25 protein-coding genes and 1 pseudogene are annotated in these 23,129 nt (G+C 33.1%); 9 read left to right on the top strand and 17 right to left on the bottom strand.

The window, feature by feature from the left end; all coding sequences use genetic code 11:
* Nucleotides 1-39: 39 nt before the first annotated feature.
* A complete protein-coding gene (locus MUA60_RS01740) occupies nucleotides 40-741 on the top strand; it encodes a GntR family transcriptional regulator (RefSeq protein ID WP_025906902.1) in 702 nt (233 codons plus the stop codon).
* Between the two features lie 42 nt (nucleotides 742-783).
* On the opposite strand, the gene MUA60_RS01735 is transcribed toward MUA60_RS01740, so the two are convergent.
* Nucleotides 784-1,368 (bottom strand): histidine phosphatase family protein, encoded by a 585-nt coding sequence (locus MUA60_RS01735; RefSeq protein ID WP_262649348.1) that lies wholly within the window; start codon nucleotides 1,366-1,368, stop codon nucleotides 784-786.
* Nucleotides 1,369-1,539: 171 nt separating this feature from the next.
* Here MUA60_RS01735 and MUA60_RS01730 point away from each other — a divergent pair, with 171 nt between their 5' ends.
* The 3 genes from MUA60_RS01730 to MUA60_RS01720 all read left to right on the top strand — a co-directional run bounded on the left by MUA60_RS01730 (nucleotide 1,540) and on the right by MUA60_RS01720 (nucleotide 4,075).
* Nucleotides 1,540-2,175, top strand: coding sequence for an FMN-dependent NADH-azoreductase (locus tag MUA60_RS01730; RefSeq protein WP_262649347.1), 636 nt, complete (start codon nucleotides 1,540-1,542; stop codon nucleotides 2,173-2,175).
* 211 nt (nucleotides 2,176-2,386) lie between these two features.
* Nucleotides 2,387-3,670 carry a kynureninase gene (gene kynU, locus MUA60_RS01725; RefSeq protein ID WP_262649346.1) on the top strand — a complete coding sequence of 428 codons (1,284 nt, stop codon included), beginning with the start codon at nucleotides 2,387-2,389 and terminating at the stop codon, nucleotides 3,668-3,670.
* 27 nt (nucleotides 3,671-3,697) lie between these two features.
* A complete protein-coding gene (locus tag MUA60_RS01720; protein WP_262649345.1) occupies nucleotides 3,698-4,075 on the top strand; it encodes a GtrA family protein in 378 nt (125 codons plus the stop codon).
* A gap of 379 nt (nucleotides 4,076-4,454) precedes the next feature.
* Here MUA60_RS01720 and lrgB read toward each other — a convergent pair whose 3' ends face one another.
* From lrgB to MUA60_RS01700, 4 genes are all read right to left on the bottom strand, one after another.
* Nucleotides 4,455-5,156 (bottom strand): antiholin-like protein LrgB, encoded by a 702-nt coding sequence (gene lrgB, locus MUA60_RS01715; RefSeq protein WP_262649344.1) that lies wholly within the window; start codon nucleotides 5,154-5,156, stop codon nucleotides 4,455-4,457.
* Nucleotides 5,153-5,530 (bottom strand): antiholin-like murein hydrolase modulator LrgA, encoded by a 378-nt coding sequence (lrgA, locus tag MUA60_RS01710; RefSeq protein WP_262650561.1) that lies wholly within the window; start codon nucleotides 5,528-5,530, stop codon nucleotides 5,153-5,155. The genes lrgB and lrgA overlap by 4 nt, the downstream gene beginning before the upstream one ends.
* 160 nt (nucleotides 5,531-5,690) lie before the next feature.
* A complete protein-coding gene (locus MUA60_RS01705) occupies nucleotides 5,691-6,413 on the bottom strand; it encodes a response regulator transcription factor LytR (protein WP_262649343.1) in 723 nt (240 codons plus the stop codon).
* Nucleotides 6,413-8,167, bottom strand: a complete 1,755-nt coding sequence (locus tag MUA60_RS01700) for a sensor histidine kinase (protein WP_262649342.1) — start codon at nucleotides 8,165-8,167, stop codon at nucleotides 6,413-6,415. Before MUA60_RS01700 ends, MUA60_RS01705 begins: the two co-directional genes overlap by 1 nt.
* A gap of 132 nt (nucleotides 8,168-8,299) precedes the next feature.
* Here MUA60_RS01700 and MUA60_RS01695 point away from each other — a divergent pair, with 132 nt between their 5' ends.
* The gene (locus MUA60_RS01695) at nucleotides 8,300-9,082 is read left to right on the top strand and encodes a putative hydro-lyase (protein ID WP_262649341.1); all 783 of its coding nucleotides are present in this window, start codon (nucleotides 8,300-8,302) and stop codon (nucleotides 9,080-9,082) included.
* A 134-nt stretch (nucleotides 9,083-9,216) separates the two neighbouring features.
* Here the strand turns inward: MUA60_RS01695 and MUA60_RS01690 are convergent, their stop codons facing one another.
* The 3 genes from MUA60_RS01690 to MUA60_RS01680 form a co-directional block, all read right to left on the bottom strand.
* Nucleotides 9,217-9,534, bottom strand: a complete 318-nt coding sequence (locus MUA60_RS01690) for a DUF3784 domain-containing protein (RefSeq protein WP_204187423.1) — start codon at nucleotides 9,532-9,534, stop codon at nucleotides 9,217-9,219.
* 15 nt (nucleotides 9,535-9,549) lie between these two features.
* A complete protein-coding gene (locus MUA60_RS01685; RefSeq protein ID WP_262649339.1) occupies nucleotides 9,550-9,750 on the bottom strand; it encodes a hypothetical protein in 201 nt (66 codons plus the stop codon).
* A gap of 215 nt (nucleotides 9,751-9,965) precedes the next feature.
* Nucleotides 9,966-11,060 (bottom strand): IS30 family transposase, encoded by a 1,095-nt coding sequence (locus MUA60_RS01680; protein WP_262649338.1) that lies wholly within the window; start codon nucleotides 11,058-11,060, stop codon nucleotides 9,966-9,968.
* A gap of 687 nt (nucleotides 11,061-11,747) precedes the next feature.
* Here MUA60_RS01680 and MUA60_RS01675 point away from each other — a divergent pair.
* Nucleotides 11,748-12,104 carry a helix-turn-helix domain-containing protein gene (locus tag MUA60_RS01675; protein ID WP_262649336.1) on the top strand — a complete coding sequence of 119 codons (357 nt, stop codon included), beginning with the start codon at nucleotides 11,748-11,750 and terminating at the stop codon, nucleotides 12,102-12,104.
* A gap of 408 nt (nucleotides 12,105-12,512) precedes the next feature.
* On the opposite strand, the gene MUA60_RS01670 is transcribed toward MUA60_RS01675, so the two are convergent.
* The 6 genes and pseudogenes from MUA60_RS01670 to MUA60_RS01645 form a co-directional block, all read right to left on the bottom strand.
* Entirely contained in the window at nucleotides 12,513-13,355 is an 843-nt protein-coding gene (locus MUA60_RS01670; protein WP_262649335.1) for a tryptophan 2,3-dioxygenase, read from the bottom strand.
* Between the two features lie 2 nt (nucleotides 13,356-13,357).
* A complete protein-coding gene (locus tag MUA60_RS01665; RefSeq protein ID WP_262649334.1) occupies nucleotides 13,358-13,978 on the bottom strand; it encodes a cyclase family protein in 621 nt (206 codons plus the stop codon).
* A 125-nt stretch (nucleotides 13,979-14,103) separates the two neighbouring features.
* A pseudogene (locus MUA60_RS01660) lies at nucleotides 14,104-14,535 on the bottom strand (GntT/GntP/DsdX family permease); the annotation flags it as partial.
* Nucleotides 14,499-15,362, bottom strand: coding sequence for an IS3 family transposase (locus MUA60_RS01655; protein WP_103361549.1), 864 nt, complete (start codon nucleotides 15,360-15,362; stop codon nucleotides 14,499-14,501). The pseudogene MUA60_RS01660 and the gene MUA60_RS01655, both read right to left, overlap by 37 nt.
* Nucleotides 15,326-15,877 (bottom strand): helix-turn-helix domain-containing protein, encoded by a 552-nt coding sequence (locus tag MUA60_RS01650; RefSeq protein ID WP_025907016.1) that lies wholly within the window; start codon nucleotides 15,875-15,877, stop codon nucleotides 15,326-15,328. The genes MUA60_RS01655 and MUA60_RS01650 overlap by 37 nt, the downstream gene beginning before the upstream one ends.
* Before the next feature lie 28 nt (nucleotides 15,878-15,905).
* Nucleotides 15,906-16,589 (bottom strand): GntT/GntP/DsdX family permease, encoded by a 684-nt coding sequence (locus MUA60_RS01645; protein WP_262649333.1) that lies wholly within the window; start codon nucleotides 16,587-16,589, stop codon nucleotides 15,906-15,908.
* Between the two features lie 124 nt (nucleotides 16,590-16,713).
* On the opposite strand from MUA60_RS01645, the gene MUA60_RS01640 reads away from it, so the two are divergent.
* Nucleotides 16,714-16,920 carry a hypothetical protein gene (locus tag MUA60_RS01640; RefSeq protein WP_262649332.1) on the top strand — a complete coding sequence of 69 codons (207 nt, stop codon included), beginning with the start codon at nucleotides 16,714-16,716 and terminating at the stop codon, nucleotides 16,918-16,920.
* 503 nt (nucleotides 16,921-17,423) lie between these two features.
* The gene (locus MUA60_RS01635) at nucleotides 17,424-18,590 is read left to right on the top strand and encodes an IS256 family transposase (protein ID WP_107611145.1); all 1,167 of its coding nucleotides are present in this window, start codon (nucleotides 17,424-17,426) and stop codon (nucleotides 18,588-18,590) included.
* Between the two features lie 226 nt (nucleotides 18,591-18,816).
* Here the strand turns inward: MUA60_RS01635 and abc-f are convergent, their stop codons facing one another.
* Together abc-f and isaB are read right to left on the bottom strand one after the other, a co-directional pair.
* Nucleotides 18,817-20,430, bottom strand: coding sequence for a ribosomal protection-like ABC-F family protein (gene abc-f, locus MUA60_RS01630; RefSeq protein WP_262649331.1), 1,614 nt, complete (start codon nucleotides 20,428-20,430; stop codon nucleotides 18,817-18,819).
* A 233-nt stretch (nucleotides 20,431-20,663) separates the two neighbouring features.
* Nucleotides 20,664-21,176 (bottom strand): immunodominant staphylococcal antigen IsaB family protein, encoded by a 513-nt coding sequence (isaB, locus tag MUA60_RS01625; protein WP_262649329.1) that lies wholly within the window; start codon nucleotides 21,174-21,176, stop codon nucleotides 20,664-20,666.
* 615 nt (nucleotides 21,177-21,791) lie between these two features.
* Here isaB and MUA60_RS01620 point away from each other — a divergent pair.
* Nucleotides 21,792-22,472: a transglycosylase family protein gene (locus MUA60_RS01620; protein ID WP_262649327.1), complete on the top strand. Its 681-nt coding sequence runs from the start codon at nucleotides 21,792-21,794 to the stop codon at nucleotides 22,470-22,472.
* A gap of 82 nt (nucleotides 22,473-22,554) precedes the next feature.
* On the opposite strand, the gene MUA60_RS01615 is transcribed toward MUA60_RS01620, so the two are convergent.
* Nucleotides 22,555-23,115 (bottom strand): RBBP9/YdeN family alpha/beta hydrolase, encoded by a 561-nt coding sequence (locus tag MUA60_RS01615; RefSeq protein ID WP_262649325.1) that lies wholly within the window; start codon nucleotides 23,113-23,115, stop codon nucleotides 22,555-22,557.
* Nucleotides 23,116-23,129 lie beyond the last annotated feature (14 nt).

The following is a 23,129-nucleotide window of genomic DNA, read 5'->3' as shown; positions in this document are numbered from 1 at the left end:
TATAATATGAGTAATATCTATCATAAAGTGGGGATTAATATGCTTAAGTACGAGCTTATTGCTGAACGTATTGAGTCACTTATCAATAATGGGCATTATGAAGCTGGAGATAAATTACCGAGTGTTGAAGTTTTAAGAAGTGAATTTAACGTGAGCAAGAGTACAATTATCAATGCTCTTAAAAATCTAGAAAAAACAGGTTTAATCTATCAAGCTAGAGGCAGTGGCATCTATGTTAGAAATCCGAAAAGAGATGGATTTGTTAACTTATTTACAGCCGATGGATTTTCAGATGAATTTAAAGGACACGATGTAACGAGCAAAATCTTAAAAGTCGCAGAGATTCAACCTGAAGATGAAGTAAAACAACAATTAAAGTTAAAAGATAACGATACTGTATATCTTGTTGATCGCGTTAGATATCTTGATGGAGAAGTATTCTGTATTGAAACTTCTTATTTTAGTAAGAATGTTGTCTTATACATGAATGAAGAAATTGCCAATGGTTCAATTTTTCATTACATTGAAAATAACTTAAAAGTCAAAGTAGGATTCACTGATATATATTTCAATATTGGTAAATTAAATAAAGAAGATGCGACACACTTAGAATTAAATGAAGGTGATCCATCATTAGAATATGAACAAATATTCTACACAAGTACAGGTATTCCTTTCGACTACTCTAAAATCATATTCCATTATGAAAATTCTAGATTCTATATACCTTCAATTAAATAATAGAACGGGACAGTCATCATGTACGATGGCTGTCCCGTCTTTTTATGCTATTTCTGTTGGATTAATGGCTTGTATAAATTTAAATGTATTGTTTTCAAATTCGAGTATGCAACAATTGGAGAATTTCACTTCTTTAACTTTTTCAAATGGTAACCATAGTTGTAAAAACATATATAATGCTCCACCATGGCTTACTGCTAATATTGTATCCGCTTCGTCTGTATTCATGATATCTGTTAATGTTTCATTCATTCTATTTTGTAGTTCCTCACTAGACTCACCGCCATAATCAATAAAGAAGTCTCCATAAGAAGTTTCACCTGGCTTATGTGGCGGATTTAAAGTTTCACTTTCAGCTTCATAAAGTCCAAAGTTCCATTCTTTCAATCCTTTTAATCTTACATATGGCCTTTCTGGACATATAATTTCAAGCGTATCACTTGCGCGTTCTTGTGCAGATGCGTATAACGACTCAAATGTTATATTCGATTCATCGAAATACTTTTTTGCCATACGCGCTTGTTCAATACCTAATTGTGTTAATGGTGAATCAGATGCACCTTGAATTTTTTTCTTCTCATTAAATAATGTTTGTCCGTGTCTCATTAAGTATAATTTCTTACTCAAAACCCATCATCCCTATTATCAAATTATCATTCATTACATTTATCCTACCATTATTAAAACTTAAGTGTAAAATGACATTTATTTTCGTGAGCATTCCTATTGCTTTAGTAAAAATTTTAAGCATAATATTTATAGTTAGTTTAATTTTTATCACAGAGGCGAAATATTATTATGTCACAAGTATTATTTATTACAGCTCATCCACATGATGAAACTGTTTCTTTTTCAATGGCAACAGCTAAATCATTTATCGAAAGTTATAAAGCTTCAAACCCAAATGATGAAGTCGTTCATATCGACTTATACAATTCATACATTCCACAAATTGATGCAGATGTATTCGCTGGTTGGGGTAAATTACAATCAGGGCAAGGATTTGAAGAACTTTCAGAAGGCGAACAAGGCAAAGTACGTCGCTTAAACGAATTAAGTGATCAATTTGTTAATGCAGACAAATATGTATTCGTTACACCATTCTGGAATTTCTCATTCCCACCAGTTATGAAAGCATACTTAGATTCAGTATCAGTAGCTGGCAAAACATTCAAATACACAGCTGAAGGTCCAGTTGGTTTATTACCAGATAAAAAAGCATTACACATTCAAGCACGTGGTGGATACTATAGTGAAGGTCCAGCAGCTGACTTAGAAATGGGTCACCGTTACATCGGACAAATGATGAACTTCTACGGAATTACTGACTTTGACGGTTTAATTGTTGAAGGCCACAATGCTAACCCAGAAAAAGCAGAAGAAATCAAAGCAGACGCAATCGAGCGTGCAAAATCATTAGGACAAACATTCTAATTTAATATTGTAATACTGAACCTGAGTCATCTTGTGATGACTCAGGTTTACATTTATCGGCCTGGAAATCCCAATTCTACCTTCTCACTTCCTGCCCACACCCACACTCCTACATCCACCGATCCCAAATATCATTATCTTTGTGACTTTTACATGGAAAGTATACAATTATATTTAAAGAATGATTCATTATTTATAAGGGGATGAACAAATGGATACTTCATTTAATACAACAAAAGAATTTGCCGAAGCTTTGGATAAAGCGGATGTGTTACATCATGTTCGTGATCGATTTTATATACAACCTAACGAAATTTACATGGATGGGAATTCTTTAGGTCTTGCTTCTAAAGATGCTGAGGCCTCATTGCTCAATGCGTTAGAAGATTGGAAAAAAGAAGGCATTAAAATTTGGAATATTGAAGACAGCAAATACTATCATTATTCTAAGCACATTGCTTCAAACATGGCGCCGTTACTTGGTGCGAGTCCTGAAGAAGTTGTTGTAGTTGGTAGCACGACATCCAATATACATCAAGCTATCAGTACTTTTTACGAACCGACTAAAGATAAATACAAAATATTAGTTGATGACTTAAACTTCCCTACTGATCGTTATGCTGTAGATAGTCAAGTGCGTCTAAAAGGATTAGATCCAAACGATGCAGTTAAAGTTGTTAAAAGTTCAGATGGTGTATTTATTGATGAAGATGCCATTATTGAAGCAATGACGGATGATGTTGCACTTATTCTATTGCCTACCGTACTCTACCGAAGTGCCCAAGTATTAGACATGGCAAAAATAACAATGGCTGCGAAGGAACGTCAAATCATCATTGGATGGGATTTATGTCATGCAATCGGTGCGATTGAAATGGACTTAACCCAAATTGATGCAGACTTTGCTGTATGGTGTACATATAAATATTTATCAGGTGGTCCTGGTTCAACGGCTGGCTTATATATCAATAAGAAACACTTTAATCGCAGTCCTGGTACGGCCGGATGGTTTGGGAATAAAGACGAAACACAATTCCAACTTAATCATACATTTGAACATCAACGAGATGCTTCAGGTTGGCAAGTTGGAACGCCAAATATTCTATCTATGGCACCATTAGAAGGTGTGCTTAACATTTTTAACGAAGTTGGCATACATGCTATTAGAACGAAATCACTTCATATTACGTCATACTTAATGTATTTAATTGATGAAAAGTTAACTGACTATGGTTATTCAGTTGGGAACTTACGTGATGATTTTAAACGAGGTGGACATGTATGTTTAGTGCATGATGAAGCATATAGAATCAGTTTAGCGTTGAAAGATAAAGGCGTCATTCCTGATTTTAGAGAGCCGAATGTAATTCGATTAGCACCTATTGCTTTATATACATCATATGAAGAAGTCTATAAAGTCGTTGAGATTTTAGAAGAAATTGCACAAGATCATTTATACGAACAATATAGTACGAAACGTGGCCTGGTCGTATAATAAATTGCGTACTTAAGGAGTAGCTATATGTTCAAGAAACACGGAGAAATTATTCGATTTATACTTGTAGGTGACATCAATACAGTTAATTATTACTGGATATATTTATTATTATTAAAAGTGTTCGACATTCAATATTTAGTGAGTCATATATTGAGTTTCATAATAAGCTTTATCATTTCATTTTATTTGAATTGTTGTTTTGTTTATCGAGTTCAACCTACCATCAAAAAATTCATTCAATTCCCTATTACTCAAGTTGTAAATATGGGATTACAAACATTGCTATTATTTGTGTTTGTACAGTTATTTCATGTAAACGAAACTTTTGCACCATTTATCGGATTAATTTTTACAATTCCAATAACGTTTATATTATCTAGATGGATATTAGTAGATAAATAAAACGACAAGAGTCTGGGACATAATTCCTAACTCAAATTAAATAACACCTCATTCTACTGATTTATTCAGTAGAGATGAGGTGTTATTTTTTATAATCTACGATTTTGTTCGTGCATGCTTGCCTATGGTATGGTTCGAGCCTGTAGTCTCTCACGCATACTTTTCCCTCAGGCGTCAGCACTTTACAAAATCGTTACAAATTTCCAATTTTATACAAAAAAAATAAAGCACTCTCGTATAATTTAATTAATCACAACAAAAACTAAATTAACGAGGTGCCTTATGTATAAAGATTATAACATGTCTCAAATAACTCTACCATTAAATATTGAAGTATTAATTCCAGAAAATGATATTGCACATTATCTTTTCATTTTTTCTATAATAAGAACATAACAAAGAATGGAACGACTGCTACGACTACGATACCAACAAGAACGAGTGAAATACTGGCCATTGATTCTTCTACTTCACCTAATTCTTTTGCTGCTGCGACACCGAGTGTGTGTCCACTTGTACCTAAAGCTAATCCTCTTGCAATCGGATTTGTAATATTAAAGAGTTTCAATAATTTATTACCTAATGCCATAATAATAACGGCGTTTAAAATTACGGCTAATGATGTGAGTTCTTTAATACCTGAAATACCTTCTGAAACTGGCAATGCAATTGCAGTTGTTGCTGCTTGTGGTAACATTGATGCGATAATATCATCACCAAATTGGAATGCTTTCGCTACAATATAAATAATAACAAGTGCTGCTACTGTTCCAATCGCAATACCACCCATGATATGATGCCAATGTTTTTTAAGCACTTCACGTTTTTTGTATAAAGGAATTGCGAAACAAATTGTTGCTGGTTCTAGGAAGAAATTAATAATATCTCCACCTATTTTGTAATTTTCATATGGTATCCCTGTCGCTTTTAAAAATACAATACCACCAACCATACTGAAAAATAATGGCGCAAACAAGAAGAATCCATTTGTTTTTTTAAATAAATATGTACCGACTAAGAATAATATTACAGATAATTCGATACCGAAATATGGTGTATTAAGGCCTAAATGTTCCATCATGCATAATCACCTGCCACCCGTTTATTGTTAATTTCTTTCGTACGTTTAGCTGATTTTTCACTTGGTTTAATGATCATTTGTGAAAAGATACCCGTACAAACAAGTAATAAAATTGTAGAAATAATAATCAGTAATATGATAAGTATTGGACTCGTACTTAAAATGCCTAATGAGTTGATCACTGATATACCCGCTGGAACGAATAAGAATCCGATATTATTCGTTAGTGCAGTACCAACCGCTTCTACTTGTTCTAACTTGATAATACCTGCCGTCAATGCGATAAACATTAGCACTAATCCGATAACAGATGCCGGCATCGGTATAGGCATAAAGCTTTCCATGACATGTGAAATTAATAATACAATTGATATTGTTAATACTTGATGAAAGAAGTTATTGACTTTTTTTCATTTTGACAACCTCCCGAAGTAATCTCTTAAGGTTATCTTAATATGAAAATCAATTTTTAAAGCGTTTTTAATGCGAAATGCAATAATTGACCTCTAAGTTACGAAATCTATGCTCTGAAAATTATACTAACCCTATTTCTAATTTAAATGACTTCATATATGAACGACTGACTTGTAATTTGATATTACCCGTCAACGTCACTTGATACATCGAATTAAACCAATGTTCAACCGATTGTATATGCCATTTATTGATAATACTTGCGCGATGAATACGAATAAATTTAGCGTGACTGAGCTTTTTCTCATAGAAACTAAGTGGCTCGTTTGTCGTATATTCATTGTCAGTCGTATTAATCGTCGTAATACCTTGATTGACAGATATCGCAATAATATCATCTACATTCAATACATAAATACGATCTTCAATTTCAATAGGCAAGACTTCATCGTGTTTGACCGGTTTCGGCTCCACTGATTGTTGTGTCTCGATATTCGTAATTTTATTAATCGCTTGTTCAATTCTTGCTTTCTCAAAAGGTTTCAAGATATAGTCTGTTGCTTCTAATTCAAATGCTTGTACAGCATATGTGTCATGAGCAGTCGCAAAGATAATATGCGGAACATGTTTCATTTTATTGATTTTCTTCGCTAAATCTAATCCACTTTCTTCCATCAAATTAATATCTAAAAATATAACATCAAATTCGTGTGACAGTAGTTGTTCCAAAGTTTCTTCAACATTTTCTGCTTCTTCAATTTGACTAAATGAACCTATTTGATTCAATAAATATTTCAGTTCATTACGTGCTAACGGTTCATCATCAACAATTAACGCATGCATTACATTTCCTCCTCTCGATATTTGTGTGGAATAATCGTACATACTTTCGTTCCTTTATCACTTGAATCGAATTGTAATTCTGCATGATTTCCAAATAATCCTGTTAATCTTCTATTTAAATTCTCTAACGCACTTCCAGTTCCAGACTGAGAGGCAACCGTTGTCTTACCTAAAACAGCAATTTTATCTTCATGTATACCTTGTCCGTTATCTCTTACACATAATTGAATCGATTGATGATTACGACTCACTTTGACCCAAATACGATTGTCATCTTTTCTACTTGTAAAAGCATGTTTAATCGCATTCTCCACTAATATTTGTATAACAAAAGGTGGGACAAGTGCAGAATATTGTTCTTCAGGTATATCAAATTCAATTTTAAAGTGATCGGGATATCTTGCTTGTTCCAAAGCAATATAAGCGCGTACTTGTTCTAATTCTTTTTCAATTGTAATCGTATTGTTTCTCGCACCTTGTAAATTCGAACGGAAGAAATGACTCAATTGTAATAATAATTGACGTGCTTTCTCATGATCAATCCGAACTAATGCTGAAATTGTATTAATCGCATTAAAGAAGAAATGCGGATTAACTTGAGCTTGTAACGACTTAATTTCAGCATCTTGTAATAATTTTCGTTGTGTTTCAACAGCACCAAGTTCTAACTGACTAGAGAATATTTTAGCTAAACCTTCTGCTAGTTGTTTCTCTACAAATGTTAAATCATGATGATCTGTAAAATATAACTTCAATGTCCCTACAATATCATCATGTACATATAACGGAATAACAATCGCCGCTTCAAGTGGACAGTTCGGATGTTGACACCCTATATCTTTACTAGAATAGACTTCTTTTTGTTGACCCGTTTCAATAACCGCTTTAGATAGATCAGTAATAATGGTCTTATCAGGTGTGTGATGATCACTAGCTACACCAACATGCGCCAATATATGCGTCTTATTTGTAATAGCAACAGCAGAAACTTTCATGAGATCTTTGATAACTTTTGCTGATTGATGTGCAGATGACTCTGTTAATCCTTCTTTAAAATAAGGCAATGTCTGATTGACGAGCTTTAATACATCATGCGTTTGAATCGCTCTCATTTGTTCTTCTTGTTTAACTGTCGAAATAATAATAGACATAAATATCGCGGTACCTAATCCATTAATGATAATCATTGGCAATGCAATAAGTTGAACAAGTTCCCATGCATCTGCTTTTTGCGATGAGAATATCAATATACAAATCATTTGAATAACTTCCGTAGATGCACCTACTAATGCACTTTGTTTCACGGATAAATAGCTTTTTGACTTCATTGCCTGTGCACCAAAGTAACCAGCGACAAGTCCAATGACGATAGATGATATTAAATATGTATATGCATCTGCACCACCAATATAAACTCTAAATATACCTGATAGCACACCTACGAATAGACCTACAAATGGTCCACCTATTAACCCTGAAACGCCTATTGTTAACACACGTGTATTCGCAAGTGACACTTCTGGTCCGAGATGTAAATAAATCATACTCGATACAATTTCACCATTATGTATCGCAACACCTGTAAAATTAGATAGCAATGCGAATGATGAAAATACAATGATCAATCGCCATTTCACATACCATTTTTCACGTTCTCCCATCATATTTTTAAAATACGTGGTATTCATCAATATGTATGCAACGAGTATAATTAAACCAACACGTTCTAATAATAAGACAAATAAATTTAACATATAAACACCTATCGTTTCTTTACTTTTCTATACGTTCATACCAACAAATATTTTACCATATGATTGTTAGAAATCTCGGAATAATGTTTAAGTGATATAATAAGGAGAACCATGCAGAAAGGGGATAATATCATGAATTTACAAACTGCATCACCAGAGGAAATTAGAGCAAGTATTAGACAAGGCGCATTAACACGACCAACTAGTGGGATGGCTAAAGGGTATGTCCAAGCAAATGTCGTCATCTTGCCTTCTAAATATGCCTATGATTTTTTGAAATTTTGCTTTAAAAATCCGAAGACATGTCCATTACTTGATGTATCCGAAATAGGATCACCGTCTTTTAGTAAATATGGAAAAGAAGCGGATATTAGAACAGATGTTGGATTGTACAGACTTTATAAAGATGGCAAATTCGTACAAGAATACGAGGATATTAAAGCGTTGTATACAGAGGATATGGTCAGCTTCTTGATTGGATGTAGCTTTACATTTGAACATGCTTTGCTTGAAGCGGGCATTCCAGTACGTCATATAGAAGAAAATCATAACGTGCCGATGTACATCACAAATATACCTGCTGAACCAAGTGGTACTTTTAAAGGAAATATTACAGTGAGCATGCGACCTATGACGATGTCAGAAGCAATTAAAGCTACTGAAATCACAACACATTTCAAAGAAGTACACGGTACACCAATACATATTGGAAATCCAAGTGAAATCGGTATCGGAAACATTGACCAACCTGATTTCGGTGAAGCTGTAACAATTAAAGACGGAGAAGTTCCAGTATTCTGGGGATGCGGTGTAACACCACAATCCGTAGCATTAGATGCCAAACCAGATATTATGATTACACACGCACCCGGACATATGTTTATAACAGATGTTAAAGATAGTGAAATGAGCTAGAATTAGAAGAACTTTGAAAGTAGAAAGCTGAGTCAACGGTCATTGCCTCAGCTTCATTATTGTTTTTGGACCGGTAATTTTTTTATCGGTCCATATTTCTCGTTTCTGGACCGGTAAAATTTTTTCTCATTCCATCATCCCTTCTTGTACAATAATTGGTATACACTGTATGTCATTATAGCTAAGCCAATTATAAAAGAAATAATCATGACTATATAGAAATAAGAAGAATCTGCATTATTCCAAAAATTTTTTCTAATAAAATCACTTATCATTAATATTGAACATAATATTATAAATTGACCAACAATTTTTCCAAGAATCCTAGATTGATTTTGATTCATTTTTTCACTATCATAACCTGCAATTAAAAACAGCAATTTGTTTTTTGATAGACTCACTCCTAATATTAAAAATATAATCCCTACAATTAAAATAATAATATCTTTCATAATTATTCTCCTCTCTTAGCTAACTTGACATAGTTTGTTAAATAAAATCGGATTAGATATTTTTAACTGATTTAAATATTCTCTCGCTTCATCTTCAACAAGATTTATAATTTCATTATCTACTTCCTGAGCAAACTCATTACCACCTAACATGTACGCAATACTAAGTGCAGATGCAACAGATTCATTTATCATAGTAGATTTCCATTCACTCAATTGAAACTTAGGTCCACCTGTCTTTACTCCAATATAAGTATCATAATTTTTTCCTTTTATTACATCATCTAATAAATATTTTAAACAAGGATTTCAAGTTTAAGTTAGCCACCTATAATGACTGAGGTGTACACAAGGGTTAACCGTATTCGAACCTGTTGAGGATTGATTGGTTTTAATCAATTAATACTCAACAGGTAACCAAAGCTAAGACTTTAGCTTTGGAAAGATTCATACAGATTGAGGTGCTTTAAACTTTCTGCCATATTATGATGAGCTGTGTTGTAATTTAAAGTCTTTCTAGGATAGTCATTCATATATTGTTGTATGGCTTTTATGAAGCGTTTTTGAACATTGGATAAATCATGTGCTTTTGGAATAAAACGACGAATCATTTTATGTTGGTTTTCACTTGTCCCACGTTCATATGATGAGAATGGATGTGTGAAGTATATTTCTATCATATGGCCAAATTCTTCATACAGCGATGCAAATTCTGAACCATTGTCAGATGTGATAGATTTGAAGATTTTTGGTGCTTTTTCGCCTAAGGAGTCAAATAAGTTTTTCAATGCGTGAGACACCGCATCAGCACTTTTACTCTCTATTATTTCTAGTATTTCAAAACGCGTTTGTCTCTCAACAAGTGTTAAGATAACTGGCTTTGACTTGTTTTTAGTTCCTATTACGGTATCTATTTCCCAGTGACCAAAAGACTGACGTGATTCAATTTCACTAGGACGTGTCTCAATACTTGGACCGAGCACTCGACTGTGTGGATGATTATGGTAGCTATTCTGAGTAGAGTGACGTCTTTTTAATTTTTCTAGTAGATCAATATTCTTAGTTTCCATGATTTGTTGATCTATCCAAGCATATACTGTCGTTGTTGAAGGGATTTTTTCTCTTTCAAAACATTGTTCCTTGTGAGCATATGCCACGACTGCTTCAGGTGACCAGCGTTTCTTTTTCATGAGGTGATCTGCCCATGGAATAAATAATGGGTTCTTCTTCCATAAGGGCTGAGCACCACATTGTTGTCTGTTTTGTCGATAACGTTGTTGACCTAGTGAAGAAAAATAAATTTGCGTCTCATATTCATAGACTTTATGTTGTTGTTTTTGTCGTTTAATTTGACGTGTTGTTCCTCGATGAATTTCGTTATTGATTGTTTGAGGTGCACGTCCTAATTCACGCGCGATTGCACGATTTGAAAAACCTAAATTTTTAAGTGTTTCTATTTGAACACGTTCTTCATAACTTAAGTGTGTTCCTTTATGGTTTGTCATGTTAGAATAAGTATGCGTCATGTGAATTCATTCCTTTATTGATTTGGTCTGGTAGCCTCAATAATAACATGAAATTCACGTGGCGTTTTTTTGTCTAAAGGTGGCTAAGTTGATTATAAAATCCACCTAAATATTTTAAAAAATAAGGGATTGGTAAAGATAATAAAACTGATATTGTTGATAATAAAAATAGACAGATGATTTTTGAAAAACTTTTGGTATTCTTTATATAATTTATAAATATTTTCAAAATTTACTCCACCACCAATTACTGCTAGTATCAGTTTTATTTTATACAATTCTCATCGGAAAATATGTGATTTATGTCACAACAAAAAATGGGATACACATGTATTAAGACTAACCATGTGTATCCCATTTTTGTTTGCTATTTTTTGGAATAGTTATACAATTTAATTAACTTAATTGAACGTAAAAAGAACATTCAGCATTAATAACTGCTGGTAACAGTTATTAATCGCTTACCGATCCTCATCATCGGCAAACACTTTAGAATGTTCTTTTAACTTCTCTTATTAAGATTATGTTTTAATCATACCCGATTTTTCAGTGGTTTTCAATAAAACAAATCGAAAGAGTAAGTTAAGAGCATATTAAAACTGACATAAGTCATAAGAGTGCATGCCATGGAAAAGACCGGCGTGTACTCTTTTTTCGTTCCTAAAATCTAAAAAAGGAATGATACAAATGACTTACATCATGAACGATTTTGACAACAACTTTGAAACAATCATCGCAATGGATCGCACGGTTGAACGATACAACCGTCACCTTAAAGAAACTGAATACCGTGTTTTAAACGTATTGAAACAACACAGCTTAAAAGTGATTGGTTTTTCTCACTTAAAACTTCAGACTATCGCAGACCTTCTACATATCAGCAAGAAAACAGTCTATCGTACTTTTAAAAACCTTGATGAAAAAGGTTATATCACGAAGATTCATACGGTCAGTGGCAAACGTAAAAATAACGGCGCATTAGTCTTTAGAATCAATACATATACACAATATGAAGTCATCCGAGAAAAAAATGTCCACGCTTAATCAGGTCATTAAGACCGGAAAAGAGCTGTCACAACAAGCGTTACAACATGTTCATGCAAAAAAGGAAACTATTATTCTTTTTAAATCTATTAAATATCTTTTTAAGTAACAGGAAACGTTTAAATAAAACACATGCTAAAGTTTTATATCACAACATTAAAAACTCAGATATCCGTGTCAAACCGATGGAAGTGCCTAACGAAATTTACAACGTCGCTTCATTTTTGTTTCTGGACCGGTAAATTTTTTTATCGGTCTATATTTTCTATTTCTGGACCGGTAATTTATTTTATCGGTCCATATTTTTTGTTTCTGGACCGGTATTTATTTTTATCGGTCCAGAAACCTCATTTTCGGGTCGCTATTTTTATTTATCGGCCTGAAAATACCTATTCTCTTATTCTCAAATTATAATTCTGTACGCAATTCCCACAATTCTGGGAAGTAGTTTTGGTCAATAATCCGTTTTAAATAGTTGACACCTGAACTTCCACCTGTTCCTGTCTTGAATCCTATTATTCTTTGTACGGTCTTCATATGTCTAAATCGCCACTGACTGTATCTATCTTCTACATCTGTTAATTTCTCTAGTAGTTCATACAATTCAAAGTATGCGTCTGATTGTAAATATATTGCTTTAAAAGCTTCTTTCACTGAATCATTCCGCATATAATTCTGTGTAACTTCCCTATTTAACACTTCGGAATCTATGTTAAATCCTGCTCTATGTACTGCTTTAATTGTTTCATCATAAATACTTGGTCGTTCTAGTTGTGTTTTCAACTGCTGATATATATTTGGGTCTTTTTCATAGATTTTTAAAGCGTGTGTTGTTTTATATCCTAAGCTATATTCAATCATTCTATTTTGAAAAGATTGAAATCCTGAAGAATTCCCTAAGTCATCTCTAAATTTCAAGTAATCACTTGGTGTCATGGTTGATAATACTTCCCACACTTGAATGAGTTGTTTTTGTATATTACCTACTCGAGCTAATTTTTTAAATGCTTGTTTATATTGATCAGATTTAATATCATCACTTGCAGAATTTAATTCATGAATAATTAAGTTCATCCACAGTTCTGATACTTGATGGACAATGATGAATAATTTCTCATCGTGCGCATCTGTTAATGTATGTTGTGCTGATAATACTTTATCTAAACCTAAATATTCACTATACGTCATGTCTTTCGAAAAATCTGTCTTCACACTTTCCCCTTTAAGTGATTCATCTTGAAATTCGCTCACAACTACTCCCCCTTTTTAGAAATGACCGCTCTTATTGGCGAACCATCTGCACCTACTATATTTAAAGGTAATCCAATGAAGTTATAATAACCTTCTGAAACATTTTCTAATAGTAGATTTTCAATATTAATAATGTCGTATTGATTAAATGCATGATGATTGTCTAACGTTTTAGAGTCAATATCATCTACTGATGGCACATCAATTCCAAATACTTTAATCCCAATTGAAGATAAATATTGAATGGCATCTTCTGTTAAGACAGGTACTGACTCTGGAAACACTTCAGAATGTGCTTCTGTTTTAGTCTTAATCATTATAATAGTCCCTTTAATGTCATATTTCTTGAGTATTTCCTGGGTTATTAAAGTTTCATCCATAATTTCAATTAATGTTGCATCGCCAATTAAACGATTGACGTCAATTTCATGAATCTTGATACCTTCATCATCAAAGTGATATGGCGCATCCATATGTGTACCTATATGTGTGCTTGTTGAAATACTACCAATATTTACAGAATCCGTTTCTTCTTTAGTCGCTGAAAGTTTAAAATGAAATGGCTCATCACCTGGCCAGTGTGCAATATTGTTCGTCAATTGTTGTGTAATATCAATCCACATAATCATGCTCCTTTATTAATGTAATCGCTACCATATTACCTTTTAATACAACTTTTGTACATTAATTTGTAATAATGAAAAAAAGTAAAAGCCGAGACATATACATATCTCAGCCTTTTTCAAAATTATACGATTAAATTGACGATTAATATTAATATCAATCCTAATACAGAAAGTACAGATTCTAGAAGTGTCCATGTTAAGAACGTTTCTTTAATTGTTAAACCAAAGTATTCTTTGAACATCCAGAATCCTGCATCGTTCACATGTGAGCAGAATATACTACCTGCACCAATCGCAAGTACGACCAGTGAAATATTAACATCTGAAGCTTGTAATAATGGTAATACAATACCTACTGAAGATATTGCTGCTACTGTCGTTGAACCAAGTGCTACTCTTAATAAAGCAGCAGCTAACCATGCTAGAAAAATTGGTGACATTTCTGTACCGTGGAATATTTCTGAAATTGTGTCACCAACACCACCATGGTAGTGACCCCCCAAAGTTAGAGTTTCCATTATGCTATTAATTGGCTGGATTGAGTTCGGTATTGTACTGGACTTCGTCCAGCCAATTTTAATTTCAAACGTTCATTGTTATACCAATAGATGTAATCCTCAATTCTTCTTTTTAATGTTTCATAGTTAACAAGTTCTTCTCCATGATACATTTCCTGCTTCATGATGCCAAAGAAATTCTCCATAGAAGCATTATCCGCACACGTCGCTTTACGTGACATACTTTGATAAATCCTTTGTTCCGATAATCTTCTAATCCATGCATTATGCTGATAATGCCAACCTTGATCAGAATGTATCGTCGTACGATATGGTGCTTCATGCTTAATGATTGTAACTGCTTTATCCAATGATTGAAGTACTAAGTCTAATGTTGGTCTTCTGGATATACCATAAGAAATGATTTCCCCATTGTATAAATCCATAATAGGGCTGAGATATAATTTTTGTTCTTCAGCACATTTAAATTCAGTGATATCTGTCACTAATTTTTGAAGTCGAATAGATGTATGGAATCTACGATTCAAGCGATTTTCAGCCACTTTACCAACTGTACCTTTGTATGATTGATAGCGTGATTTACGTGTGAATTTTTGACATTTTAATCCTAGTTCTCGCATAATTCGTTGTACTTTCTTATGGTTAATGAGATAACCTTGATTTCTCAAAGCTAAATATATACGACGATAGCCGTATTTACCGTTGTGTTTTTGAAAAAGTTCAATGATCTTTTTCTTCCAACCTTTATCTAAATCTTCCTTTTGTAATTGTTTGGCATGGTAATGATAGGTTGCTTCTGGTATACCAACCTTTACTAAGATATCTTTTAATTTGAATCCTTCTTCTTTGAGTTCGAATGCCACTGCTGCTTGTGCTTTTCTAGAAAGGCACTCGGATTCTCTCGAAAAGCGTTCAACTTTTTTAAATAAGCATTCTCTAATCGAAGATTTTCATTTTCTAGCTCTAACTCTTTTTCTCGTGATAGGTTTTGATTAGATTTCTTCTGTTTCTTCTTTTTCATGGGAGGTCGTCCTTTCGGCTTTTCGAGTCCTTCCACACCTTCTTTGTCATATATCTTTTTCCATCGCACAATAATAGATGGGGTATTTAGGCCAAATTTAATCGCTGTATCTTGGAAGGAATCGCCTGTTCTTTTCATATAGTTTAATACATTTATTTTGAATGTAACAGAATAAACTGTCTTTTTCTGTTTCTTTTTAATGCCATCTACACCGAATGATTGAAAGGCTTTTACCCATGTTCGTATAATAATTTTATCAGGTATATTATATTTTTTAGCTAATTTTCGATAACCATAATGGCCATCTAGATAATCTCTTACAACTTTCAACTTAAATTCATCACTATATTTTGTCATATTAAAACACCCCCTAAAGTTAGTTTTTTTACTCTAACTTTAGGGGTGCAGTACCCATCAATGAGGATTTGTTTAAATGTACCGCCCCACCGATAATTAAAAGTAACATGGCTATTGGTCCAATAGCTTCTTCAAATGATTTCATAATCGTTGTCATATTCTTAGATTGTTTAATACCCATTGAATATATCGCAAACAATACAGCTAATAACATTGCTGTAACAGATGAACCTAGTAAGTACACGATAGATTCAAACCAGTTTGTTGGTTCTTGATCATGCCCAGTTATAAGTTGAACTACCGTAGCAAATAACATTAAAATAACTGGGAATAATGCTGTTAATAAACTGATACCGAAGTTCGGTAATTTTTCATTACTAAAATCATTAATTTTACCTATACTTGCTGTGTTCCCTTTCTTTTCAAATGCTACAGGTGCAATGGCATAAGCAAATTTAGGGAAGATACCACCGACTACGATTGCTAAAGGTACACCAATGATTAGACCATACATCAATACTTCTCCAATATTGGCATTAACCGCTTCTGATATCGCTACTGGACCTGGATGAGGTGGTAGGAATCCGTGCGTAACGGCAATTGAAGTCGCCATTGGAATACCAACTTGTAAATTAGATATTTTCATTCTTTTAGCCAACGTAAACACTAAAGGAATTAATAACAATCCAGAACCTGATACGATTAAAGGCATTCAAGAAAAATGTCCAGATGTAAAGGTACTAGCGGACTTTGAATGCGGAAGTTCAGGAGATAACTTTGTAAAATATGCACATGAATTTAAAAATATCGAAATTATAGGTAGACCTACTAAAGGTATGAACGATTATAGTAATGTCATGTTTATCGATATTAACGGTAAATACAAATTAAGCGTCCCACACTCTAAAGATGGAAATGTAGATTTAGGTAAAAGTATGGGAAAAACAGGTATACCAGTAGACCACTATATTCCATGGACACCAGAAGAGCTAGAAAAAGATATCATCTTAGAAACAGCTATAAATAGATTTACTTCGCATTAAAGTTAAATGAAAAATGTTGCACTAACGATCTTGTTTCGGTTTCTTGAACGTTAGAATTTCTAACGATCTTGTTTACCACTCTTGGACGTTAGAACGACATTTTTTCTATTTTTGTGCTGATTCTCATGCGCTAACGATCTTGTTTTGGTTTCTTGAACGTTAGAATTTCTAACGATCTTGTTTGCCACTCTTGGACGTTAGAGCGACTTTTTTTCGTTTTTTGTACTGGTTCTCATGCGCTAACGATCTTGTTTGCCACTCTTGGACGTTAGAACGACATTTTTTCTATTTTTGTGCTAGTTCACTTGCGCTAACGATCTTGTTTCGGTTTCTTGATCGTTAGAATTTCTAACGATCTCGTTTTCCACTCTTGAGCGTTAGCGGGTGCAAATTCGGTCCAAAATCGAATATGTCCATATAATTGTGTAATAAAAAAAGAGCCACATATAGCTCACTTTGGTACAATGTAATCGACTAAGAAAAAATTGTAGAGGTGACTATATATGACTCAATTAAATGTTAACTTAGATTATGAAGAATTGGCAAGTGCTATTTTTGGAAGTGATATGAATGCGTCTATGAAAACAATAGCTATGACTGTCATAAATGCATACATGGAAATGGAAAGAGACAAGTATGTTAATGCTGGATATAAACAAAAGAATTCAGGAAGAAACGCACAACGTAATGGCTATTATGAGCGTGATTTCCTGATGCCTATTGGCAATCTGACATTAAAAGTTCCAAGAACACGTGACGGTGAATTTACAACTGAAGTATTTAATCAATATTCGCGTTCTGACCAATCGCTTATTTTAGCGATGACAGAAGCATACATTAATGGTGTTTCAACTAGAAATGTTAATAAAATTGTGGAATCCCTAACGGGAAAATCTGTGTCTAAATCAACTGTTTCAGGCGTAATAAAAAACCTAGATCCTGAAATTAAAGAATGGGCTGGTAGACCTATTGTTAGTCATCAGTATAAGTATGTATTTGTTGATGCTATGCACATTAAGGTAAGAGAGAATAATAAAATTGTTTCTAAAGGTGTTTATATCGCTATGGGTATCAACGAAAATAGAAAACGCGACATTATTGGCTTTAAAATTTCTAATCAAGAGTCAGAATTAGCTTGGTCAGAGTTTTTTGAAGACTTAAGAATGCGTGGTTTAACAACACCTGAACTTATTATCTCTGATGCGCATTCTGGACTTATTAAATCTATTAAGTCACAGTTTATTGATTCATCTTGGCAACGTTGTACATTCCATTTTCTTAAAAATATTGTAGAGAGATTTCCTAAAAAGAACTCTAAAGAAGCTAGAATGTTACTTAAATCAATATTCCAAGCACCAACATATCGTCACGCTGTTCAGCTCAAAGATGAATTCATTGCACAATATGAAAGTAATCCTAAGTATGTGGAAGCTATTAAAATATTGGATGAAGGCTTCGAAGATGCCTCACAATTCTATAGATTTCCTGCTCAACATCATAAAAATCTAAGAACTACTAATTCAGTTGAAAATATTAATATGCAACTCAGAAAACGAGAAAAAATAGTTAAAACATTCCCTAATCTAGATTCAGCTTTTAGATTAATTGGCGCAGTACTTATGGATATTCAAGAAAGATTTGATAAGTCTAACAGACCATTTATCGCTTAATTAAGCTACTTATTTTTTAAAAAATAAGTAGTGATCAAACAACTATATCTGTTTAAACTTCAAAACATATATAGTTGTTCGATTCATTAAAAAACCAAAGGTTGATTACATTCTAAAGATATTACACAAACATATGGACTTGACTCCAAAATCCTATACAAAACCGATACAAAACCTATATATAATATGAAAAGCGACGCCATTTCCGGGCGTCGCTTTATTTTTATCATGATAACTTCTCTTTTACGTAATCATAATTTCCTTCATATTTTGTGAGTTGTTTATCTTGTAGTAAATACGTTATATCAAATAGTTTATTTAAGAAATATCTATCATGTGATACGGCTATTACGGTACCTTCGTATTCTAACAGTGCTTCTTCTATTGTTTCTTTTGAATCTATATCTAAATGGTTTGTTGGTTCATCAAGTATGAGCACGTTAAAGTCTTGGTTAACGATTTGTGCCCATCTTAATCTCATTTTTTCTCCACCACTTAAACTTTCCACTTTGTTAAATACATCTTCTCCATAGAACATAAATTGTGCAAGTATGTGTCTTGCTTGTCCTTCTGTTACATGCACGACATCTCTAAATGTTTCTATGACTGTTTGATTTTCTATATTTTCAAACGTATGTTGAGATAAGTAACCTGTTCTTAAGTTTGAAGCGCAATGGACTTCTCCATCGTCTGGTTCTACTTGATGCATCATCATTTTTAATAGTGTACTTTTCCCTGTACCGTTATTACCGATAATGGATACGTGTTCTTTTCTTCTAATAAGTAAATCGATATCTTCGAATAGTATATCTTCATACATTTTAGAAACTTTGTTGAATTCAATTACATCATTTGAGACACGCTGTCCTTCTGTTAAGTTTACATTCATTTTTTTATTTTCTAGTACTGGTTTATCTAATCTTTTTATTCTATTTAATGCTTTTTCCATACTTTTCGCACGTTTATACATTGCAGCATTTGGTGGCTTTGCTTGACTCGCCCACAATCTTAATTGTTTAATGGAGTCTTCCATTTTTTTAATTTTCTTCTGTTGTGTCTGATAGGCTTCAAATTCACGTATAATGCGTGCTTCTTTTTCTTTAACAAAATAACTATAATTACCGTGATAAATATGCAAATGTCCTTGATCGATTTCTAATATTTGATTGACTGTTTCATCTAAAAAGTATCGATCATGCGATACGATCATAACTGCACCATTATATTGTTTAATAAAATCTGCTAGCCAATCAATGGATGAAATATCTAAATGATTGGTTGGTTCATCTAATAATAGTAGTTTAGGCTGTTGCAATAATATTTGAGCGAGTCCTACTTTAGTACGTTCTCCTCCAGAGAGTTTCCCCCATGTTTGATTTAATAATTGATCAATTTTCAAACCATGACTGACTCTTCTAATAAGTGCGTCTCTTTCATATCCACCTATTTCTTCAAATGTTTCTTGTAATGCACCATATTGTTTTAATAAACGTTCTAAATCATCTACATTATTTGCCATTTCATCTTCTAAAAATTTCATTTTTTGAGAGACGTGATTGATTTCTTTAAATATTTCTGATAAACATTCATAAATTTCTTTATCTGCTTCGTACTGTGGTAACTGGTTTAAATAGCCAATTGAAATGTTCTTTTGCCAGCTTATTTGCCCCTCTGTCGGCACTTCGATACCAGCCATCAATTTCAATAATGTACTCTTACCTTCACCATTTCTTCCAACTAGTCCTACGCAATCTCCTTCATTCAAGTCATATTTAATATCCTCAAAGATGAGATCACCTGTGTAAGACTTTGATAGTTTAGACATATTAATAATATTCATTCTGCTTCCTCCAAAATCGGTCTATAAGGAAGCTGGTGTTAGACATTCCTTATAGCTATATTTTTCTTCAAAAAAGACATACTCCGCCAATTTTGGAAGAACATCCGCAAATTTGTTGCGTACGATTACGAAAAATCTGCAACTATGAGCTAAAAGAAACATCTAAAACACCTCCGTTCATTTAAGTTAGTTTCATTATATAGTTGTAAAAATAATAATTCAATGCCTTTATGCTATTTTAAATTCTCTCCAATATTAACTGTTGTGACGTAATTATCATCTATTGTAAATATGATAAGATTGCCACCTACTAGGAATCTATGTTCATCTCCGTTACTAGTTTCTTCTATAGTATATTCATTTCCGTAAGCTTTGAGAATTTGTGCTTTTGAAATGTGATGCTTTTTCACCGGGAATTTAACACTTGCAGCATATTCTTCTTCATATTTTCCACCAAGACAGAATGTTTGATCGTATGAAGTTCTATGCGTATAAATATTTCCTTCATAAGATTGTGGTTGAACAATTCTATAATTATTCATTGTAACGTTCTTATACACTAAAGCATTGATGAAAGCTGAATCTAAAATAAAACTACCGTCATGACCGGTGTAACCTTTATAAGTGTAGTAAGGTGTTGTGGCTGCTTCAACTTCATGACTGTCTTGACCAGGAAAATCTATAATGCCAAAAATTGTTCCAAAAGAAATTCCTGTTGCAATTGTTAATTTAGTTATTTTATTCATTATCATCACTCCCTTTTAGTATAATTGTACACCTTAATGTTACGATAACATTACAATGATATCAAAAATATTACACAAAGGAATTGTTAGTACGCTACTAGTAATATTACTGATAATTCAGTCTATTGTCGTCATAATTACGCTGAAACTTACGCGCACTAACTATAGAAGCATTATCTGAAACATTAAATTCTTGCAATGAACTTTTCATAAACAAAATATAATTGATTCATTTTACACATCTAAAATTTTACATTTTTATTCTATGATCTTATTTCTTAGTAATGAAATCGAATTTTAAAATTTATATATCTACTTTCAAAACCGTCATGAAAGTATTCTATTTCATTATATAAAATCCGACTATTTTATCATCCAATTGTATACAATCGGTAAACTAAGGTGTAATATTACAAAATATAACAAGCGTAATTCATTATTACATTATTTCTTCTACATTGTAATCTTTTGTTATTTGACTGTAATTTACAAAGCCTCTATATATGTTATTGTTGTCTTGTCCCAAATTTAAGGGAAGAATTTTTAACTAACAAAGAAATTATCATCTTAATAAAGATACTATAAATAAAAAAATATTCGGAGGGTTTTAAAATTATGAAAAAAGCATTTTTAACTTCATCATTAGCAGTAGCAATCGGAGCAACAGGTGTTGCATCTACACAAGTTGCAGACGCAGCTGAACAGGACATAAATAAAGAGCAATTAGCTCAATTAGCTCAATCTAATTCACCAGAACTTAATGAACATGCGATTCAAGAAGGCGCATATAACATTAACTTCACATTAGATGGTTTCGAGTATAACTTCCAATCAGATGGTTATAACTTTACTTGGGAATACCATGCAACTAATGCAGCTGACTCTGAAAGCACTCAAGCTCCAGCTCCAGCAGCAAATAACACAGCTAATGAACAAGCAACTCAAGAAGCACCTCAACAAGTAGAAGCACCAAAACAACAAACACAACAAACTACTACACAAACAACTCAAACATCTACATCTTCAGCTTCAGCTTCAGCTTCTGAAGGTTCAAGTGTATATGTTAATGATCACTTAAAACTTATTGCTCAACGTGAATCTGGCGGAGACTTAAAAGCTGTTAACCCAATTTCAGGTGCAGCAGGTAAATACCAATTCTTACAAAGCACTTGGGATTCAGTAGCACCATCTGAATGGGTAGGTAAATCACCAACAGAAGCTCCAGAATCAGTACAAGATGCAGCAGCTGTTAAATTATACAACACTGCAGGCCCTTCACAATGGGTAACTGCATAATATATAAGCAGTATTAAAATTTTATTCAACACATTAATCCAACGCCCCCGGCAATAGCCAGGGGCGTTTTTTTATATATACTTTATTTATTAAACATATCATTTACGATTTCTGCAACTTCTGGAAACTCAGTATAACCGTCTGAATCACAGAAATGCCCTTCATGTTCAACAATAACCTCTTCAGATTGAAGCTTTTCTGCTAATCGTTCACTTAAATTTCGTGGGACTAAACGGTCATTAGATGCTATGACACTGACAATGTTTGGTACTTGTTTAATAATCTTCTCAAAATCTACATGTGTTTGATCCATGTAAGTATCAATTTTATTCAAGTTAGGAATCTTTTCATAAAAGCCTGCCAGAAGCACAAGTCCTTTAACATTCCATTCTCCTTCATATCTAGATAGATAATCTAATACCGTCACAACACCTAAACTATGTGCAACGATTACATTATTACCACTCGTTATATCTACTTCATCTAATAAAGTCTTATTCCAATCTTCTAACACAGGATTTGATGAATTAGGAAAGTCCAATATTTTACTATCTATATCGTCAAATTGTTCTGTTAACCATTTAAACCAATGTTTTTTACTGTTTGCAGTATAGCCATGTGCTATATATAAATGTTTATCCATATTCATCACCTCTT

The organism is Mammaliicoccus sciuri, assembly GCF_025561425.1.
Classification (GTDB): domain Bacteria; phylum Bacillota; class Bacilli; order Staphylococcales; family Staphylococcaceae; genus Mammaliicoccus; species Mammaliicoccus sciuri_A.
The sequence above is the reverse complement of the archived record's forward strand: the minus strand, read 5'-3'. Positions and strand labels throughout refer to the sequence as shown.